Source organism: Filomicrobium insigne, from assembly GCF_900104305.1.
In the GTDB taxonomy this organism is placed as follows: Bacteria; Pseudomonadota; Alphaproteobacteria; order Rhizobiales; family Hyphomicrobiaceae; genus Filomicrobium; species Filomicrobium insigne.
Window position 1 is genome coordinate 163,796 of record NZ_FNJC01000003.1, and the last position, 16,694, is coordinate 180,489.

A 16,694-nucleotide genomic window follows, 5' to 3' on the forward strand; every position below is an offset into this window, starting at 1 on the left:
ACCTTAAACTCAAGTCCCGGCCTAATTGCGAGGCAGTCCCATGCGGCGTACGACGTGGATCCTTGTTGCTGACGGCGCTAGAGCGCGCATCATTTCGCGTGTCGTCGAAGGGTTTGGGGCATGCGCCGACACAACAATTTCAGAACCTTATAATTTTGAAGAAGAACGTTCGCCCGGTCGAGAATTGACACGCGAACGCCCCACACGCGTGCATGATCGCTTCGGGCCGGGGCGACATGCGGTGGAGCCGAAACAGGATGCCAGCCGCAAAATGGTCACCAGATTTGCGACTGAGATCGCTGATATGCTCAGCGCTAGTTTGAAAGCGAGAGGCTTTGATCGGCTCATCGTCGTTGCTCCACCTGCAATGCTGGGTGATCTGCGCAAGTCGCTGAGCAACCATGTGCGCGCGAAAGTGATCGCCGAGATCGATAAGGATATGACCAAAGCCGGGATTCCCGAGGTCATGAAGCATATCGAAGCTGGGTACATCGGTTAATCTCCGCGATTGCCCCATAGGTAAAACACCCGTATTTGCGGTGAAGCTTAGGGTTGGACATCCATGAGGCGTCCATAGCCGTGACGATGCGCGCATAATAGTATGCTGTAGATTTTATCGGGGTCTTAGGCGGGAGGGGCGCATGGGCCATGAGGGCCAGGAAGTCCAGTTGAAGGATGCGCTGGTGGACGTTGCTCGGAGTGCCGGCGCTTTCGATGCCGGTCGCGCGGTCGGCCAATGGCCTTCCGCTCGCCATTCAACTGGTAGGAGGCTTCGGCGAGGATCAGCATCTTCTGCAAACCGCCAAATGGGTTGAGCAGAACCTGACCAATCCGTTCGCGGAAGCTTAGCGCGAATTTCTGACTTCGCTGGGTCGGGGACCATGTCTCCCCGATCCGGGAGCGCAGAAACGCACCAGATTTCTAGTCGAGCTTGCGCGAAATCGTGAACGCACCCCTTAATTCGTTCGGCTTGAATCCGGTCGCTTGGTCTTCGGGATAAAGCCGGGAAATCTCCGCTTTCACCTCAGGCTTCAGCTCAGTGCCGTGACACGCGAGACAGGGTTCGGCGGCCATGGGTATGGCCTTCATGTAGCGAAAGGTCTTTTCGCCATTCTCGGAGACGACCTCGATGTGTTCGAGCTTGGCAAGATCAGCTCCGGATGAAGCCTTTTCCAAAAACTCTTCAAGGACTTTGCGCTCATAAGCATCAGGTGCGTTCTTCGGATTGCGCACCCGGAGCGCTGTACGGCCCACCGTCAGACCATGCTGTTTCGAGGTCTGAATTGCGAGGTCGCCTACGACAGTGTTGCAGACTTGGAGCGCGGTAACAGGTCCACCGGATTTAATGGCAGCGACAAGCTCACCCTTCAAACGCTCTCCGAGATCCTTCGCGGCAGCGCGTGCACGGTTAAGTGTCTCTGCATCGTTTGTCTCTGTCGCGGGGGCGACGGCTGGGAATGCGGCCGCTAAGAGAACGGCCAAAAGACCTGCGGTAAGTCGTTGAGGCATAGGGCAGCGCTCCGTTCCAGTTGTCTAACATTGTCCCGAAGATAGGACGCTCAAAAAGATTAAGCTAGGCGGCCGAAGGTTACCCCTTCGTGCGACGAAGAAGCTGTCCGGAAACTGTCACCAGCGCAGCAAGTAGCGGCCGAGCAGCGCGCCGACGAGCGTGGGCACCGCCATACCGAGCCCGTACCAGATCAGCACGAACGGCATCGCGCTCTCGTCGCAGGAAAACGCATAGATAAACGCGGCAGACGCCCCCGCGGCCAACCCAACAGAGGCGCCCGCGAGCGTAGGGTGTGTCGGCGCCATCGACCGCATGGCCCACAGCGCTCCGGCGAGTATGGGGAGCGACAAAAGCATAATCAGCCAGGGGCATATGGCCGCCGTCTTGCCCATGATAAGCGCGCGATAGTCGGCGACTGGCGCATTTGCGAGTTGCACGGCGGCCAACGCAGACATCGCGAGCAGGACACCAACAATTCCGGCCCACATCGAGCGGGACACTTTTCCCTCAGGACGCGCCAGGCGCCAAACGGCCACGAGGCCGGCTAACATCAAGAGCCCCGTGAAGGCGAACTTGATCCAAAAGGGCGGAGACGTAAACGCGGTGGGCAAATCAGGGCGCAGGCCCAAAGCAAAAAGCGTGGCGGCAGCGATCGTGAGGACGACGCCCGCGCCGATTCCAAGCCCCAATCGTCGCGACACAAATCCACGCGGCGCCGGCTTTAGGCCGGTCGCGAGGGAGTCGATGAGGTCTGGCGTAGTAGTCAAGGCGCGTCGTTTCCTTTCATGCGTCGAGCAAGCAGTTTCAATCCTCTGTGAATGGCGACCTTGACCGCGGATTCTGAAGCTCCGGAGGCCGCAGAGACTTCAGCAATCGAACGCCCGTCGATTTTGACGGCGCGAATAAAGCCGCGCGTCTGTTCCGGCAGGTCTCCCAGCAGTTTCTCCACGTCGTGCCGAGCCCCCGTCGCTTCGGAGTCATCGGCAGAGATCAGGTCGTTCATGTCATCGATCGGCACCGATAAATGCGCACGGCTCGCACGCAAATGGTCGATCAACTTGTACCGTGCAATGGCATGCAGCCACGCAGTAAACGGGCGGTCGCTATCGTAGGTAAAACGGCGCGTATGAACCGCGAGCAGTGTCTCCTGCACGAGATCCTCCGTAGAGGCATGCCCGGGCCCCATCCTGCGCGAGTAGTACGCACGTACCCGGTCGCCGACATCACTCAGCAACTGGCGGTACGACTTCTCGTCACCGGCCAAAGCCTCGATCATCAATCTGCGTAGCCGTTCTTCTACCGGCTGCACGTCCACCTAATCCTTATTCGTTTCAATAGGCGCAAGAGTTACAGCGCGAAGCTGACGCACACACCATTAGCGAGCAGGTTACTGATCACAAGGACGTGACGATAGTAACCGACCTGCTCTCCTTCCCGAATTCACCTTCAACACCGGCGCAACGCGTCGACAGAGAAGATTTGATCGGGAGATTTGCAATGCCCAGGGCATCGCCGTTCTAGTCCAGCCTCCGAGCAAAAGAACTTTGGCACGGTGTCCGCACCACCTGCGGAAACGACGCGCCATGTCCGAAATCCAGAGTGCCGGATTTGCAAAACTCCGGTGTTCGGGATCGCGCTGGGCTTATCGGCCTAGCATTCACCCACGCGCTTAAAAGTAGCGCACGCTTTCAAGGAAGATTATTATGACGCCTATTAAACCTTTTGCACGTGCCGGACTCTTGATCGCTACCGTAGCGCTGACGTCTCTGGGTGTCGCCCAGGCCGAAGACGCGATGAAAACGGACTCTATGAAGTCAGATGCAATGGCATCAGACACCATGAAGTCCGATGCAATGAAATCCGACGCCATGAAAACGGATTCCATGAAGTCTGATTCAATGAAATCGGATGCGATGGAGAAACACGACGGCATGGAAAAAGACTCCATGAAGTCGGACGCAATGTAGAAGAACTAGGCACTGAGGCGCCCGGTTCTTGCGCTCAACCGGCTGGAGCCGGGCCCATTTTCATGTGACAATCTTGAGCAAAAATCATGTTTCATCCCAGATCCCGGTCGGTAGGGAAGCCATCGTCATCCGACGTGGCTGGCGCAACTCAAAAAAAACTGGTCTTTCGTCATCCACTCCTGGTGCGTCTGACCCACTGGATGAACGTCTTGTGCCTCTTCATCCTGCTTCTGAGCGGGCTGCAAATATTTAATGCTCATCCTTCTCTTTATTGGGGGAAGTACGGAGCAGATGCGGATCCAGCCTTCATCGATATTCGCGCATATAGAGACGGTAACAGCATCCGAGGCGAAACCCGGATCGGTTCTCTGGCAATTCCGACCACCGGATTTTTGGGCGCCTCTGAATATAACGGTGCACTAAGCGTGCGCGCTTTCCCCTCGTGGCTGACGATCCCGAGTTACCGGGATCTGTCCACGGGACGGCGCTGGCATTTCTTCTTCGCGTGGGTGTTCGTCCTCAATGGGCTCGCCTACGTGATCTACGGAATTGCCGCTGGCCATTTTCGGCGCAAGTTGGTGCCGAACACCAATGAGCTGGCCCCCTCGCATTTAGCTCACGAGATCGCCGATCACGCGCGTCTGCGCTTTCCCAAAGGCGATAAAGCACGCCACTACAACACTTTGCAAAAGTTGGCCTATCTAAGTGTAATCTTCGTTCTGCTGCCCCTCATGGTGGCGACAGGTTTGACAATGTCGCCGGCAATGGATGCAGCGTGGCCATGGTTGCTTGATGTGTTCGGCGGCCGCCAGTCTGCACGCACGATCCATTTCATCTCAGCGACACTGATCGTCGGTTTCGTCTTTGTGCACGTGGCGATGGTCCTGCTTTCGGGCGTGTGGAATAACCTGCGCTCGATGGTTACGGGCCGCTATGCGATTGAAGTGGAGAAGCATCCATGATTGTGAGCCCGACACGTCGACGCCTTCTCATCGGCTCTGCTGCTACGGCGGCCGCAGCCCTACTCGGTGGTTGCGATGCTTTGGTCGACAACCAACACGTGGCACGCGTCCTAGAGGGTGCTGAAGCACTGAACAAGGACTTGCAGCGCGCTTTGCTGTCGGACACGACATTGGCGCGCGAATATACGGAGGCCGATATGTCCCCCGTATTTAAAGCGAATGGGACGCAACACCCCGAGGGCGATGCCTATGCCAGCCTTCTCGACAACGGCTTTGCCGATTGGCGTCTGACAGTAGACGGTAAGGTCGACCGTCCACTCAGCCTATCTCTCGCGGAGCTCAAGCAGCTGCCTGCGCGCACGCAGATTACACGGCACGACTGCGTGGAAGGTTGGAGCGCAATCGGCAAATGGACCGGCGTGCAGTTGGGCACCGTCCTAAAGACAGCAGGCCTGAATACGGACGCGCGTTATGCAGTCTTCCATTGCGCCGACAAATACGAAAACACGGCCGATGGCCAGTACTATGAGAGCATCGATCTCGTCGATGCGTTCCATCCGCAGACAATCCTGGCCTACACCATGAACGATCAGAACCTGCCAGTGGCACATGGAGCTCCGCTTCGTCTGCGCGTCGAGCGCCAACTCGGCTATAAGCACGCCAAATACATCATGCGTATTGAAATCGTCGATAGCTTGAAGGCTATCGGACGCGGCCGCGGCGGCTTCTGGGAAGATCGCGGATACGAATGGTACGCTGGCATCTAGTCGCGCTACGCGTCGCCCGACCTTAAAGGAGCGTCAGGACAACGACCCAGATTGAGAGCGCGACACCGCAAACCGAAATGTAAGGCCCGTTCCATCGCAGGCCGACGTGGTGTGCGCTCACGCCGCCCATCGCGCCGATCATCAGGGTCGTGGCAGTGTACGGTGAGCTAGCTCCGCTCATCGCCCAGCCTGCTGTGATCGCCACAATGATGTCGGATGGCTCGACCCCGATAGCGGCCGCGCTGGGAAGAAGCGGGGCCAAAAGTGTGACGGTCATAATCGGGTTCATGCCGAGCTGACCGGTCAGCGGTATCAACCACACAATGCAAACGAGTAAGAGCCACGCGGGTACGTTTGAAAGATCAAACCCCGAAGCGGCAGCCAGGGGCGACAAAAGTGCGCCCCCGAGCGTGCCAATCCAACCGGCCATCATGAGCAGGACTATTTCGGAGCGATAGGACGGCAGATCTCTCGTCACGTACGTCTTAATGCGAGCCCATGTCGCGGGCACCTTCCCCGAGTTTTGAATGCTGATCCAGATGATCGAAATGACGGGAACCACCATCATAACGATTCCAATGACGCGGATGTCGGTCGCGGCATGGAGCACGCCCACGAGGACACCCAGTACCGCGAGCAATAAAAAAAGTGGCCAGAGGCTGAGCCAGCTTCCCTCAGCTGTTCGTGGTGATGGCTGAACGGAAAGGCGGGGCTTGAATATAGTGTCGAGCCCCCATCCAACGCCAGCAAGGATCGCAGAACTAACAAGACACGGAAGGAGAGCATCCGACCATCGCGCTCCCGGAATAAGAGACGTTGAGATGGCGACGGAAAAAGCTAAAGGTGACCAAGTTAGCATGGAAACGAAGCCGCGTTGGATCGCGAGCAACATCCGCCGAATGCGGTGGTTGCGAATTTCCTCATTAGGTTCTTGTCGCGCATTCGCCTCGGCGAGGGTGCCGAGCAAAACAAGCGCGCCGTAGTTCAGCAGCAGACCGAACAATTGGCCGCCAACGGTAAGTGCGATGTACCTGCGCCCCGGGGGCTGCAAAGCTAGAAAATGGCCGCACTCGGCGATCGAAGGTGAACTCGCCGCTGCATTTCGCATTGTGGCAAGCGCCGTGAACAAGGCCGCGATAAAGGCCGCTTTTCCGGTGGCTCCAACTATCATTTGAAACCAGTCGGGCCGTGTCGCAAAGGCGATACCTGCGAGGGCTAGACCGACAACGACAAAGATTTGCCGACCCCAGTGAACTTGCGCGACGAGGAGCAACAACGTCAATACTGCGAAGAGGTCTCCCGTCCAGGAGAGCAGCTTGTTTGCATGCCATTCCGAGAGCATCACCAGGACCGCAGTTGCAAAGAGCAGAACTCCGGTCAGGCTCTCGATGAATGATTTTGACACTATTGCCCAGGCCTCATCGCGACAGGGGTAGCGCTTGGCGCGGTACGCGTTGTTGGAAATCCCTCACAGCGTAGATGGCCATATTTTGCCGGACAACGCTATTCACCAAAGCTCGATCTTGATCTTTGACAGATTAGAATAATCAAAACGGTAAAGAAAATTCTGCGAGCGGAGCTGTCTCCTTCAAACTCCACTCTTGAGATATTCTCTGAGCTCATTGATGAGTGCGACGACATCATTCAAATTCGTGGAAGGGTTCATGAACACGATACGGAGCCAGCGTCGTCCAAGAGCCTCTGCCGTCGAGATGTAGAAATTTCCTGATTCAGTCAGGCGCCGGCGAAGTTTGAGTTGAAGGGAGTCTGGGCCGTCAAAACGAAAACACACGATATTCGATTGAGGCTCCACGGCGACTTCGATCTCAGGCTCGGTTCGCAAATATGCAGCGGTCTCCTGGGCGAAGGCGGTCTGCCGTTCAATCGTGGCGGCGATGCTCTTCTCCCCCTGAGAGGCAAGCGCAAAGAACACCTTCAGCCCAAGAGCTGCCTTCGTGCACTCAACCGTTCGGTGAATGAGGTCGATGCCGGGCTGATCTTTTTCGTGAAAGAGATAGCTCGCCTCTTCCCGAAAAGCCCGATCGAGGGCCAACGGGTCGCGTGTGAGAACGGCGGCGCACAGCGTCGATGATCGCAGCATTTTATGTGCGTCCCACACAACGGAATCGGCCAATTCAATTCCATCCAGTAAATGGCGGAGCCGTTGGGAGAGCAAAGCGGATGCGCCATGCGCGCCATCGACGTGCAACCAAATATGATGCTGCCGGCAGATGTGCGCGATCTCTCGCAAAGGGTCGTAAAGTCCGAGAGCCGTTCCGCACGCGTTAGCGACGAGGGCAAGTGGAAGCGTTCCTTCCTGCTGCAATCCGGCGAGAAATCCAGAAAGTCTGGTTGGGTCAAGTCGACCGGCGGAGTCGGTTGGAGCATAGCGAACGGAACCGAGCCCCATGATGCCCGCCGCGCGAGAGACGGAATAGTGGCTGCTCGGCGATGCGACGATGACAAGGTGAGAGGGGTTCCCTTCTTGCCAAGCATTTGGCACGACCCGCGCACGAGCGGCCAACAACGCCGTCAGATTGGCGAGCGAGCCGCCATGCGTCAGCACGCCGCCGCCGTCCGCTGTTTTGTCTGAGGCCTCTGAAACGCAAGGGCGCCAGCCGATCTTTTCCAGCATCCAATTGATGACGGCGTGTTCGACCGCTGCAGCGGCAGGCCCCATCTCGTAGATGGCCATAGCATTGTTTGTGAAGCCATCAACCAGAGCCGCGATTGCACTTTGAGAAAGTGGCACGGCAACCTGATGCGCCATATAGCCAGGGTGATGCAGGCGTGTTGATGCAGCGAGATAAGTGTCCAGAAAACGCTGCAGCGTTTGCCCCTCAAGGCCGCCGTGTTCGATGAGATGCGCGACGTCAAGCGCGTTCTGGAGTGGGACTAAGCGTTCTTGGCGAAGCACGGGGCCTTCTCGTTTGCGCGCATCGCGGGCAAACGCATCCAAGGCATCTACCGTAATCGAGACGTCTTCTCGAAAGCCCATGATATTCCATTCCATGTTACGAGCGGGACCCGCAGTGTCTCATGAAAAGGAAAGCAGAAACGTGCTATTTGAGGCGAAGAGAGCCGACATTAAGACATAATATGCCAAAAATTTCGAATGAAATGGTGGAATATGCTAGAGCGTTTGGATGACTTCGACCGTCGAATTCTCAAGATATTGCAGACAGAAGGGCGGATGCCGAACTCCGAACTCGCCGAACGTGTCGGCCTTTCGCCAACCCCCTGCTTGCGGCGTGTTAAAGCGCTTGAGCGGAGCGGAGTTATAAAGAGCTACCGCGCAATCCTTGATCGAAAGAGCGTCGGCCTCGGATTGACTATACTCGTAGGAATCAAGGTTGACGGTCATCGCGATGACAATGCTCAGGCAATTCAGGAAGCGTTTTGCGCAATGCCGGAAGTGATCGAGTGCCACCTCGTATCCGGCGAGACTGACTTCCTGCTTCAGGTCGCCGTTCCGGATCTCGAGAGTTATGAGAAGTTTTTGCTTGGGACGCTCTTGAAGCTGCCCATGGTGAAGGATATTCGCAGCAATGTCGTGATCCGGACGGTCAAAGAAAACGTGCCGTTGCCGCTTCCGGATCGACTATGAAGTTTTCGCACTCTTGAGGCGTAATTCAACAGCGAATGCATCTGCGCGAGGCGTAAAGCCGAGCGTGCCGTGCCAAGCTTCTGCGATATCAGTAGCGATCGCGAGGCCCAGCCCAGATCCGGGGCCAGACGTATCCACCCGTTCTCCACGCTTGAGTGCGTCCGGCATTTTGTCTTTAGGAATGCCAGGACCGTCGTCACTGACGCGAATGGTAATGCCGCCCGCTTCTTTCATGGCGGTGATGGTGACCTGCGAACGGGCATACCGTGCTGCATTTTCAACAAGGCATCCTAAGGCTTCGGCGAGATCATCGGTGTGAATTTTCGCAACGGTGCCTGAGGGCACGTCAACGAGCCACTCCAGGCGCTCCCCGTCAGGAGAGCGTCTGAGAACATTGGCAACCTGAGTGGCGACGCTCTTCACATCCGCAACGGCGTCCATGCGGCGTCCTTGCAAACGCGCACGTGCCAGTTGCCGGTCGACATGCCGTTGCATCATGCGCGCGGCGGTCTCTAGATCCTCGGCTAACTCGGCGTCTCCCTTGGCTTTGAGACGTGCGATGCCGCCGAAGATGATTTGAAGTGGCGTTTTTAAACCGTGTGCCAAGTCCGCTGCCCGTGTGCGCGCAACCTCGATCTCATCGTCGCGCTTGTCCAGGAGTGAATCGATCTCACTTGCCAACGGCCGGACTTCATCAGGAAACTCTGAACCGAGCCGAGCCTGGGCACCGGACTTGATACTTGAGATTTTCTCGCGAATTGACGCGAGAGGACGAAGCCCAATGGAAACCTGTATCCACGCCGCGGCGGCAAGCATGATGCCCAATGTCACCAGCAACGGGATCAAGGCGTTCGCAAATCGCCAAACAGCGGCCTGCACCTCCGCCTCGTTGATTGCCACGGCGAAGTAAGCTTGTTCGCGGCCGAGCCGTGCCGGTAGCTCCACGCGCTTTTGAAGGAGATAAAGTTCTTGGCCGCCGGGGCCAGCCACCCGATGGTGGCGAGATTCCTGGTCGATCTGCTGTTCCCGCGGCAGTGTCAGCTTGAAATCCCACAAAGACCGCGAGCGGAGTACGCGGTGTTCCGCCCCGAATTCCACCTGCCAGTACAACCCTGAAAGCGCCTTCTCAAACCGCGGATCTTTCGGCGTGCGGGAAAGTGTTAGCTCGCCGGAGGTTATTTTCTCGACGCCGGCAATGAGTTGATCAAGCTGCGCGTTTAGCTCGCCGTCGATCCACGCCTTTACGTGCCGTTCGAAAAGCAGGGAAAGCACTAAGGCTGAAATAACAAGTGCGGTGGAGATGTACGCTGCGGCAGCGATAAGCAATCGCCACCTGAGTGATCGGGCGGTCACGACGCTTCATCCATGATGATGTAGCCGTAGCCGCGTCGGGTTTCGATCGAGCCTGTCCCGAGCTTCTTGCGCACGCGCATGATCGCGGCCTCAAGTGCATTTGTTTCGCGGCTGTCGTCATCACCGTAAAGGTGTTCGAGCAGTTCCGTCGTCGAGACTACCCGCCCCTTGTTGTGCACCAGGAACGAGACCAGCCGATATTCCAGCGGAGTAAGAGAAACATGCGCATCGTCCACGAGGACCCGCATTTGACGCGTGTCGACTCTGATTCGGCCAGCTTCAATCACAGGACTACTAATGCCACGGGAGCGTCTGATGAGTGCCCGCGCCCGCGCGATGAGCTCCTCCATTTGGAATGGTTTCACAAGGTAATCATCGGCGCCGGCATCAATGCCTTCCACGCGTTCCGGCCAAGCCCCGCGCGCGGTAAGAATTAATACGGGCATGTCGCGGCCGGCAGCGCGCCATCGCTTCAAAACACTGAGGCCGTCGATTGTTGGCAGACCCAAGTCGAGCACGACGAGACTGTAGTTTTCCGTATCGCCCTTGAACCAGGCTTCCTCGCCGTCGGTCGATACGTCGCAAACGAACCCAGATGAACCAAGCGCCGTCGTTATGTCTGCTGCGATCCGAGGCTCGTCTTCTACGACAAGTATGCGCATCAGTCATCGTCTTCGATCTTGAGAATATCACCTGTCGAGGCGTGAACCTCGACCTCCTGGACCCGTCCATCAGGTCTCAGAATTTTAAAATCATAGACGATTATCCCGTCATCGTATTCCAGTTCTGTCTCCAGAATATCTCCGGGAACCTCCACACTCACCTTATCGACGATCTCTGCGAGCGGCAGGATCCTCCCGGATTCAACCAGACGGCGGGCCTCCTCGTGTCCGATGTCGTCGGCAACAGCGGTCCCAACCCCGGTAAGCAGGACGGGGCCACAAACAAGAAGCGTGAGCAGGATTTTTAGAGGATGCGGCATCAGAGCATTTTCCACTCTTGAAGCTGACAGAACGCTGACAGCGTCGGTCAGGGCGCGGTCAGTGCGCCTTTGCAATGTTGCGGGGACGGGCAACGAGCCCAGCAAAACAGGAGAACTTATAGATGAAGCATCTCATCGTTGCAGCCGCCCTTGCAGCAACTCTGGCAAGCGCTCTTCCCGCCGCCGCCGACTGGAACGGCAAGCGCCTCAATGTTCCAAGGGATCAGTGGCTTTCCCCTACGCAAATGATCGAGAAGCTCTCAGCTCAAGGGTACACGGTCCACGAAATTGAATCCGACGATGGCGCTTATGAGGTCGAGATGAGCAAGAACGGTACTCGGATCGAAGTTCATGTTCATCCCGCCACGGGAGAGGTTCTCGTGGGGTATGACGACTAAGGTTCTTACGAGGCCCTGATTGGACACACAAAGGCCGCCCAAGGGCGGCCTTTGCTGTTTGGTGTGTAAGAGAGAGCGAAAAAGAGGCTTAAGCAGCTTCCAGGCCGGAGATGAAGTCCCGCATATCGCGTTGCAGTGCATGCGAGCTCTTTGCGAGTTCCTTGGCCGAGGAAAGAACCTCGCTCGAGGAGGTGCCGGTGCTCTCAGCGGCATCGCGAACCGTATCGACGCTGCGGCCGACGAGGTCAGCGCCCTGCGCCGCCTGCGAGATGCTTCGCGCGATTTCGGATGTCGCCGCCTGCTGTTCCTCAGCGGCCGCCGCGATCGAGCTCGCGATCTCGTCGACCTGTTCGATGCGCTCCCCGATGGCCCGGATTGCACTCACAGCACCGGTCGTTGCTTGTTGAAGCTCGCTGATCTGCGAGACGATTTCATCAGTCGCGCGGATCGTTTGGTTCGCAAGGTCTTTCACCTCGCTGGCCACAACAGCAAAACCACGACCGGCTTCACCTGCACGAGCAGCCTCGATTGTGGCGTTCAACGCGAGCAGGTTGGTCCGCGCGGCAATGTCATTGATGAGCGCGACAACGGTCTCGATCTTTTCAACCGCAGCAGACAACGTCTGCACGGTGCTATCCGTCATGCGTACATCTTCAACGGCTTTGCGGGCGGTCCTGGCCGTCTGGCCGATTTGCATGCCGATCTCGCTCGCCGAGGAGGCAAGTTCTTCCGTCGCAGCCGCAACAGCCTGAACGTTTGCGCCGGTTTCCTTTGCGGATTCGGAGAGAACGCTTGACTGATCACTGGTTGATCTCGCCGTGTTGGACATCTCGTTTGCCGTAGTTTCCAGCTGGCTGGAAGCTGAGACGAGGGATTCCACTAGGCTGCTCACCTTGGAGTCGAAGTCCTTGGCAAGTTGCGACATGGCTTTGCGCTTGTCTGCTTCCGCCTGCGCCCGCAGGCGTTGGCCTTCTTCCTCGAGGCGAGCCCGCTGGATGGCGCTCTCCTTGAAGATTTCGACAGCACCTGCCATCGCACCGATTTCGTCTTTGCGATCCGCACCTGGAACTTCGATCATCAGATCGCCTTCCGCCAGACGGCGCATCGCGTCTGTCATCTGACCCAAAGGATGTGTGATGCGGCGTTGAACGATCACAAAGCCTGCGGCGCCAAGGAGGAGTACAAAAACGAGAACGCCACTTTGAACCATCAATGTGTATTGAGCTTCCCCATACTTACGTTCAGCGTGTTCCTGGGTCAGCCGCATGGCCGTGTCAGCAACAGCGGTCAAAGTGTTAAGTGCTTTGATGCTGGTTGCATTCATGGTGTCGTTCGAAATCGTTGTGGGAACGCCGTTGGAGAGTTCCTCGAAAGCAGTCTTCCAAACGCTTTCATAATAGTTCTGGAACACCTCTGTATCGGCCGTCTCTACGGCAGCCTTCAGTTCAGCCGGCACACCGCGACGCGAGATAAGCTCTTTAACAACAGACCAATTGACGAGAGCCCGGCCGCGCAGATCAGCGATTTTACGGTCAAGTGCCGGCGTCAACGCCTGCTTGGTGCGAGCTTCGGCCAGCGCCGTGCGACCAAGGCCGACACCGTCGCGGGCGAGCCAGGCGGCCTGCTTCACCGCCATAAGCTCCGCGATCTGCACGTCACTCATGCGCACCTCGGTCGCCAGTGCGATCGACATCTTTTCAAGGCGATCGATAACGTCCGTGGCGACCGTATTAAATTCCTGAGCAATGCCAGCCGGCCGTTCGGAAAGCGCCACCTTCAGAGCAGCATCCGAGCGCTTCTGCATGGTTGCCAATCTTTCAAGGCTACCTGGAAAGCCGGTGAAGATTTCCGTTTGTCCGTTGGTGCAGTCGATCTCTGCGCAAAGCCGCAGAATATCGGCGACAGCCGGATTTACTTTGGCGCGCGCCGCATTCAGCGTTGCGAAATAGCTATCCGAAGTCGGTGCCTCGGCTTGGAGCCGGACCCGCGTCGGGCCGCGTTGGATACGATTGTTTTGGAGCGCTATGAAGACGGCTTGTCCGGCCTCTGCAACTCTAACCACCCGCTTGCTCTCTCTCAGCTGGTTGATGTCATTGTGTATTGGAATTGCCAATGTGGCGATTGCAATTATGACCATCGTTCCGAAAAGAAGTTTCAGAACGGTACCTATGGTAAGCGTTCGAATAGAACTCATTATTGGCCCCCACCCCAAAATAGCCGGCACGGATCGGCCGGTATCATTTCCCGGAAGAAAAATTACTTTGAAGAAATGAACAATTACCTTCTGTGCACAGAATGGATTTGTTTCATTTGGTTGGGAGCGATGGGGAATATGAAAAATAATTCCGCGAATCTTGCGCGCTATAGGGAGGGAACGTTTTAGTGATGTTAGTCCGTTAATATGAGAATGAAACGTGAATCTCTGTCGAAAAGTGCATGCGATCCAAAGAAAAAATAGCACCTCAGTCACCGAACACGTTTAAAGCCTGAGTTCGGGAGTTGTCAGAAAGTATGCAATACGAAAGAGGTAAGCCGGCTTTTGGCTCGGGTCCGGAATTTATTCAAGGCGAGAAAAATTTGACGCTGCAACGATTGAGAAAAAATGAAAGAACGCCTTTGGGTGCTTTGCTCTCGGCGAGGGGGAGGAAACTCTGAAGATGACACCATTCCCAGTCTCGGACCGCCTTGCTGGCGCGCTGCGCAGGATGCTAAAAGTGAAGACGCTCCATATTAGGAAACGGGGGGAATTCGGCTCGTCAATGCATCGATATTTCATTGCCGGAAAGGCGGCAGCGAAATCGGGCAGGCTTCATGCGTATATATAATGTGATGACGATTGCGGCCGCAAAGGATGCAAAACCGCGATATGCGGGCGCGTGCCACCAAGCGGCGGCCTGACCATGACTTCCAGATTTGGGGTGTTGGATGGTAGCGGAGGAGGGACTTGAACCCCCGACACGCGGATTATGATTCCGCTGCTCTAACCAGCTGAGCTACTCCGCCAAAGCCTGTCGGCCAATGCATAGCGCCGGATTGCGTGACGCAACGCGCCACTACCCGTTTCAAACTGAAAATCCAGGAACCCTGGCGCTTGAGTGTCCAGCATGGCTGTCCGGACCTCGAGAATGCCGGAGAGGATGTAACTGATTGGATCATCCCGTGCAAGAGGCTGTGCGCATCGGAATGCACGCAATCCAATTTGTGGCGTTGGAAATTACCAGAATACGCGAACCGAATGCCCCGGCTATAGGCTCAGGCTGGCCGTGCCAGCGGCACGTCGTCGTTGGCGGATTTTGTCGCAGCGATCCAGCCGCCGCCCAGAATCCGCGCATCATTACCGGCATCGGAGTAAAAGACGCAGGCTTGCCCCGTTGCGATACCGCCTGCTGGATCGGTCAGTACAACAGAAACCTCTCCATTATTATCGGCGGACAGCACGGCCGGCTGGGGCTGTTGCGTTGAACGCACCCGCGCATGGATGGTCAAGCCCTCGCGAGCAGCCTCTTCCAGAATACCGTCGCCGATCCAGTTGACGTTACGCAGGACTATGCGTCGGGTATCAAGGTACGAACGCGGACCGACAATAACCTCATTTCGCCCAGCATCTAGCCGGATGACAAAGAGTGGCTCCCCGAATGCGACGCCAAGACCGCGGCGCTGGCCCACGGTGTAGTGGACAATACCCTGGTGCTGCCCCACCCGGCGGCCGTCCACGTGCACGATATCGCCCGGTGTCATGGCTTCTGGCTTAAGCCGTTCAATGATGTCTGAGTACCGGCCGCTTGGGACGAAGCAGATGTCCTGGCTGTCAGGCTTGTCGGCGACCGGCAGATCAAGATCACGGGCCAGAGTGCGCACATCTGATTTTGGCAGGTCCCCTAGTGGGAACCAAAGCTGCGCCAGTTGCTCCCGGGTGGTCGTAAACAGAAAATAGCTCTGGTCGCGCTCGGCGTCGCGCGCACGGGCGAGTTCGGGGCCGGCCGGCCCTTCCCGGCGTCGGATATAATGCCCGGTGGCAAGGGCGTCGGCACCGAGTTCGCGTGCCGTATCTAGCAGATCGCGGAACTTGATCTGGCTGTTGCAATTGACACAGGGGATCGGGGTTTCGCCGGCAACGTAGCTGTCCGCGAACGAAGCGATGACCGTGGCGGCAAATCGATCTTCATAATCGAGAACGTAGTGCGGAATGCCAAGCCGGGACGCGACATTGCGCGCGTCCTGAATATCCTGACCGGCACAGCACGCACCCTTGCGCCCCACAGCAGCGCCGTGATCGTAAAGCTGAAGTGTAATACCGATAACCTCATGGCCCGCTTGTGTAAGCAGCGCCGCAACAACCGATGAATCGACGCCGCCAGACATGGCAACCACCACGCGGCGACGTTCCCCAACGTTTAAGCTGGGACGATCAGAAGTGGAGACGGTTGAATTTGCGGTCATTAACACTTCATTGATAAGATGAGGACTGAATCCAGTGACTCAAGTCACGGACACATAGTTGAAAATCGCGGACAAGTTCCGCGCACTCGCAGTTGCGCGCGGCGCTCACTATGCCCGCATCGCGGCTGGGAAGCAATTTAGGTTTGCGAGCGCACGCAATTCAAGAGGCAGGCAGCCGCAGCTCGCAACAAGAGTTATTGTGCCAAATGTCCAAGGATATCGGCGCCGATAACTACTTAGGGTCATTTGTTTAGGATTTCTACGTCAAGGTTAATGGTCGGGCGAATACTAAAGGGACGGCTGTTTATGCTATTTTTACATAAGGCTTTAGTCGGAACTTAATCGAGATCGGCTATAAGGATTTTAGGCGTCATAAAAAGTGTAACGAGTACAGAGTAACCAGTACCATGACAGAACAACAGATGCGCGCCCGCGTGCGCTACGTAATCGGACCCGACGGTAGCCCTCTGACGGTTGCCGATCTTCCTCCAAAGGACACCAAGCGTTGGGTCATCCGTCGCAAAGCGGAAGTTGTTGCCGCTGTGCGTGGTGGTCTGCTCAGCATTGAAGAGGCGTGTGACCGCTACAAGTTGACGGTCGACGAGTTCCTCTCCTGGCAACGCTCGATTGACCGGCATGGCTTGCCGGGTCTGCGCGCCACCCGCGTGCAAGACTACCGCGACTGATCCCCCGGGCTAGTAATCCCCC

Annotated in this window: 18 protein-coding genes and 1 tRNA gene; 8 read left to right on the forward strand and 11 right to left on the reverse strand. The window is 56.9% G+C overall.

The features are described 5' to 3' along the window. Nucleotides 1-40 precede the first annotated feature (40 nt). Complete coding sequence (locus BLS30_RS10895) at nt 41-499, forward strand: host attachment protein (protein ID WP_052743888.1); 459 nt, start codon at nt 41-43, stop codon at nt 497-499. Between the two features lie 176 nt (nt 500-675). Next, a complete protein-coding gene (locus BLS30_RS18030; protein ID WP_139165332.1) occupies nt 676-849 on the forward strand; it encodes an amidase family protein in 174 nt (57 codons plus the stop codon). A 72-nt stretch (nt 850-921) separates the two neighbouring features. On the opposite strand, the gene BLS30_RS10900 is transcribed toward BLS30_RS18030, so the two are convergent. The 3 genes from BLS30_RS10900 to BLS30_RS10910 all read right to left on the reverse strand — a co-directional run bounded on the left by BLS30_RS10900 (nt 922) and on the right by BLS30_RS10910 (nt 2,819). Beyond that, complete coding sequence (locus BLS30_RS10900) at nt 922-1,509, reverse strand: Tll0287-like domain-containing protein (RefSeq protein ID WP_090228774.1); 588 nt, start codon at nt 1,507-1,509, stop codon at nt 922-924. A 117-nt stretch (nt 1,510-1,626) separates the two neighbouring features. Further along, nucleotides 1,627-2,277, reverse strand: a complete 651-nt coding sequence (locus tag BLS30_RS10905; protein ID WP_046479178.1) for an NrsF family protein — start codon at nt 2,275-2,277, stop codon at nt 1,627-1,629. Beyond that, a complete protein-coding gene (locus BLS30_RS10910; RefSeq protein ID WP_090229388.1) occupies nt 2,274-2,819 on the reverse strand; it encodes a sigma-70 family RNA polymerase sigma factor in 546 nt (181 codons plus the stop codon). Before BLS30_RS10910 ends, BLS30_RS10905 begins: the two co-directional genes overlap by 4 nt. Before the next feature lie 394 nt (nt 2,820-3,213). Between BLS30_RS10910 and BLS30_RS10915 the strand changes: the two genes are divergently transcribed. From BLS30_RS10915 to BLS30_RS10925, 3 genes are all read left to right on the forward strand, one after another. Next, on the forward strand, nt 3,214-3,477 hold the full coding sequence (locus BLS30_RS10915) for a pentapeptide MXKDX repeat protein (protein WP_090228778.1): 264 nt from the start codon (nt 3,214-3,216) through the stop codon (nt 3,475-3,477). An 86-nt stretch (nt 3,478-3,563) separates the two neighbouring features. Then, nucleotides 3,564-4,439: a cytochrome b/b6 domain-containing protein gene (locus BLS30_RS10920; RefSeq protein WP_090228779.1), complete on the forward strand. Its 876-nt coding sequence runs from the start codon at nt 3,564-3,566 to the stop codon at nt 4,437-4,439. After that, nucleotides 4,436-5,206, forward strand: coding sequence for a molybdopterin-binding protein (locus tag BLS30_RS10925; RefSeq protein WP_090228781.1), 771 nt, complete (start codon nt 4,436-4,438; stop codon nt 5,204-5,206). Before BLS30_RS10920 ends, BLS30_RS10925 begins: the two co-directional genes overlap by 4 nt. 22 nt (nt 5,207-5,228) lie before the next feature. Here the strand turns inward: BLS30_RS10925 and BLS30_RS10930 are convergent, their stop codons facing one another. Both BLS30_RS10930 and BLS30_RS10935 read right to left on the reverse strand, forming a co-directional pair. Then, nucleotides 5,229-6,611, reverse strand: a complete 1,383-nt coding sequence (locus tag BLS30_RS10930) for a hypothetical protein (protein ID WP_244512417.1) — start codon at nt 6,609-6,611, stop codon at nt 5,229-5,231. A gap of 183 nt (nt 6,612-6,794) precedes the next feature. Continuing rightward, nucleotides 6,795-8,204: a pyridoxal phosphate-dependent decarboxylase family protein gene (locus tag BLS30_RS10935; RefSeq protein WP_090229391.1), complete on the reverse strand. Its 1,410-nt coding sequence runs from the start codon at nt 8,202-8,204 to the stop codon at nt 6,795-6,797. A 117-nt stretch (nt 8,205-8,321) separates the two neighbouring features. On the opposite strand from BLS30_RS10935, the gene BLS30_RS10940 reads away from it, so the two are divergent. Beyond that, entirely contained in the window at nt 8,322-8,813 is a 492-nt protein-coding gene (locus BLS30_RS10940; RefSeq protein WP_244512418.1) for an Lrp/AsnC family transcriptional regulator, read from the forward strand. On the opposite strand, the gene BLS30_RS10945 is transcribed toward BLS30_RS10940, so the two are convergent. The 3 genes from BLS30_RS10945 to BLS30_RS10955 are packed head-to-tail and all read right to left on the reverse strand — an operon-like array spanning nt 8,808 to nt 11,148. Beyond that, entirely contained in the window at nt 8,808-10,166 is a 1,359-nt protein-coding gene (locus BLS30_RS10945) for a sensor histidine kinase (RefSeq protein WP_090228789.1), read from the reverse strand. The two genes, BLS30_RS10940 and BLS30_RS10945, sit on opposite strands and share 6 nt — an antisense overlap. Further along, a complete protein-coding gene (locus tag BLS30_RS10950) occupies nt 10,163-10,828 on the reverse strand; it encodes a response regulator transcription factor (protein ID WP_046479171.1) in 666 nt (221 codons plus the stop codon). Before BLS30_RS10950 ends, BLS30_RS10945 begins: the two co-directional genes overlap by 4 nt. Beyond that, the gene (locus tag BLS30_RS10955; protein ID WP_082101112.1) at nt 10,828-11,148 is read right to left on the reverse strand and encodes a PepSY domain-containing protein; all 321 of its coding nucleotides are present in this window, start codon (nt 11,146-11,148) and stop codon (nt 10,828-10,830) included. The genes BLS30_RS10950 and BLS30_RS10955 overlap by 1 nt, the downstream gene beginning before the upstream one ends. 122 nt (nt 11,149-11,270) lie before the next feature. Here BLS30_RS10955 and BLS30_RS10960 point away from each other — a divergent pair, with 122 nt between their 5' ends. Beyond that, nucleotides 11,271-11,546: a PepSY domain-containing protein gene (locus tag BLS30_RS10960; protein ID WP_046479170.1), complete on the forward strand. Its 276-nt coding sequence runs from the start codon at nt 11,271-11,273 to the stop codon at nt 11,544-11,546. Nucleotides 11,547-11,634: 88 nt separating this feature from the next. On the opposite strand, the gene BLS30_RS10965 is transcribed toward BLS30_RS10960, so the two are convergent. The 3 genes from BLS30_RS10965 to mnmA all read right to left on the reverse strand — a co-directional run bounded on the left by BLS30_RS10965 (nt 11,635) and on the right by mnmA (nt 15,986). Further along, a complete protein-coding gene (locus tag BLS30_RS10965) occupies nt 11,635-13,740 on the reverse strand; it encodes a methyl-accepting chemotaxis protein (protein WP_090228792.1) in 2,106 nt (701 codons plus the stop codon). 732 nt (nt 13,741-14,472) lie between these two features. After that, nucleotides 14,473-14,549 (reverse strand) — tRNA-Met (locus tag BLS30_RS10970). Between the two features lie 249 nt (nt 14,550-14,798). Beyond that, the gene (gene mnmA / locus BLS30_RS10975; protein WP_090228795.1) at nt 14,799-15,986 is read right to left on the reverse strand and encodes a tRNA 2-thiouridine(34) synthase MnmA; all 1,188 of its coding nucleotides are present in this window, start codon (nt 15,984-15,986) and stop codon (nt 14,799-14,801) included. A gap of 407 nt (nt 15,987-16,393) precedes the next feature. On the opposite strand from mnmA, the gene sciP reads away from it, so the two are divergent. Next, nucleotides 16,394-16,672: a CtrA inhibitor SciP gene (gene sciP / locus BLS30_RS10980; protein ID WP_046479168.1), complete on the forward strand. Its 279-nt coding sequence runs from the start codon at nt 16,394-16,396 to the stop codon at nt 16,670-16,672. The last annotated feature ends 22 nt before the right edge of the window (nt 16,673-16,694 follow it).

Bases quoted from the DNA above. Each gene is read 5' to 3' on its own strand.
- BLS30_RS10935 (WP_090229391.1), bottom strand. From the start codon at position 8,204: ATGGGCTTTCGAGAAGACGTCTCGATTACGGTAGATGCCTTGGATGCG.
- mnmA (WP_090228795.1), bottom strand. From the start codon at position 15,986: ATGACCGCAAATTCAACCGTCTCCACTTCTGATCGTCCCAGCTTAAAC.
- BLS30_RS10960 (WP_046479170.1), top strand. From the start codon at position 11,271: ATGAAGCATCTCATCGTTGCAGCCGCCCTTGCAGCAACTCTGGCAAGC.
- sciP (WP_046479168.1), top strand. From the start codon at position 16,394: ATGACAGAACAACAGATGCGCGCCCGCGTGCGCTACGTAATCGGACCC.
- BLS30_RS10900 (WP_090228774.1), bottom strand. From the start codon at position 1,509: ATGCCTCAACGACTTACCGCAGGTCTTTTGGCCGTTCTCTTAGCGGCC.
- BLS30_RS10920 (WP_090228779.1), top strand. From the start codon at position 3,564: ATGTTTCATCCCAGATCCCGGTCGGTAGGGAAGCCATCGTCATCCGAC.
- BLS30_RS10955 (WP_082101112.1), bottom strand. From the start codon at position 11,148: ATGCCGCATCCTCTAAAAATCCTGCTCACGCTTCTTGTTTGTGGCCCC.
- BLS30_RS10965 (WP_090228792.1), bottom strand. From the start codon at position 13,740: ATGAGTTCTATTCGAACGCTTACCATAGGTACCGTTCTGAAACTTCTT.
- BLS30_RS10895 (WP_052743888.1), top strand. From the start codon at position 41: ATGCGGCGTACGACGTGGATCCTTGTTGCTGACGGCGCTAGAGCGCGC.
- BLS30_RS10940 (WP_244512418.1), top strand. From the start codon at position 8,322: ATGAAATGGTGGAATATGCTAGAGCGTTTGGATGACTTCGACCGTCGA.
- BLS30_RS10915 (WP_090228778.1), top strand. From the start codon at position 3,214: ATGACGCCTATTAAACCTTTTGCACGTGCCGGACTCTTGATCGCTACC.
- BLS30_RS10925 (WP_090228781.1), top strand. From the start codon at position 4,436: ATGATTGTGAGCCCGACACGTCGACGCCTTCTCATCGGCTCTGCTGCT.
- BLS30_RS10950 (WP_046479171.1), bottom strand. From the start codon at position 10,828: ATGCGCATACTTGTCGTAGAAGACGAGCCTCGGATCGCAGCAGACATA.
- BLS30_RS18030 (WP_139165332.1), top strand. From the start codon at position 676: ATGCGCTGGTGGACGTTGCTCGGAGTGCCGGCGCTTTCGATGCCGGTC.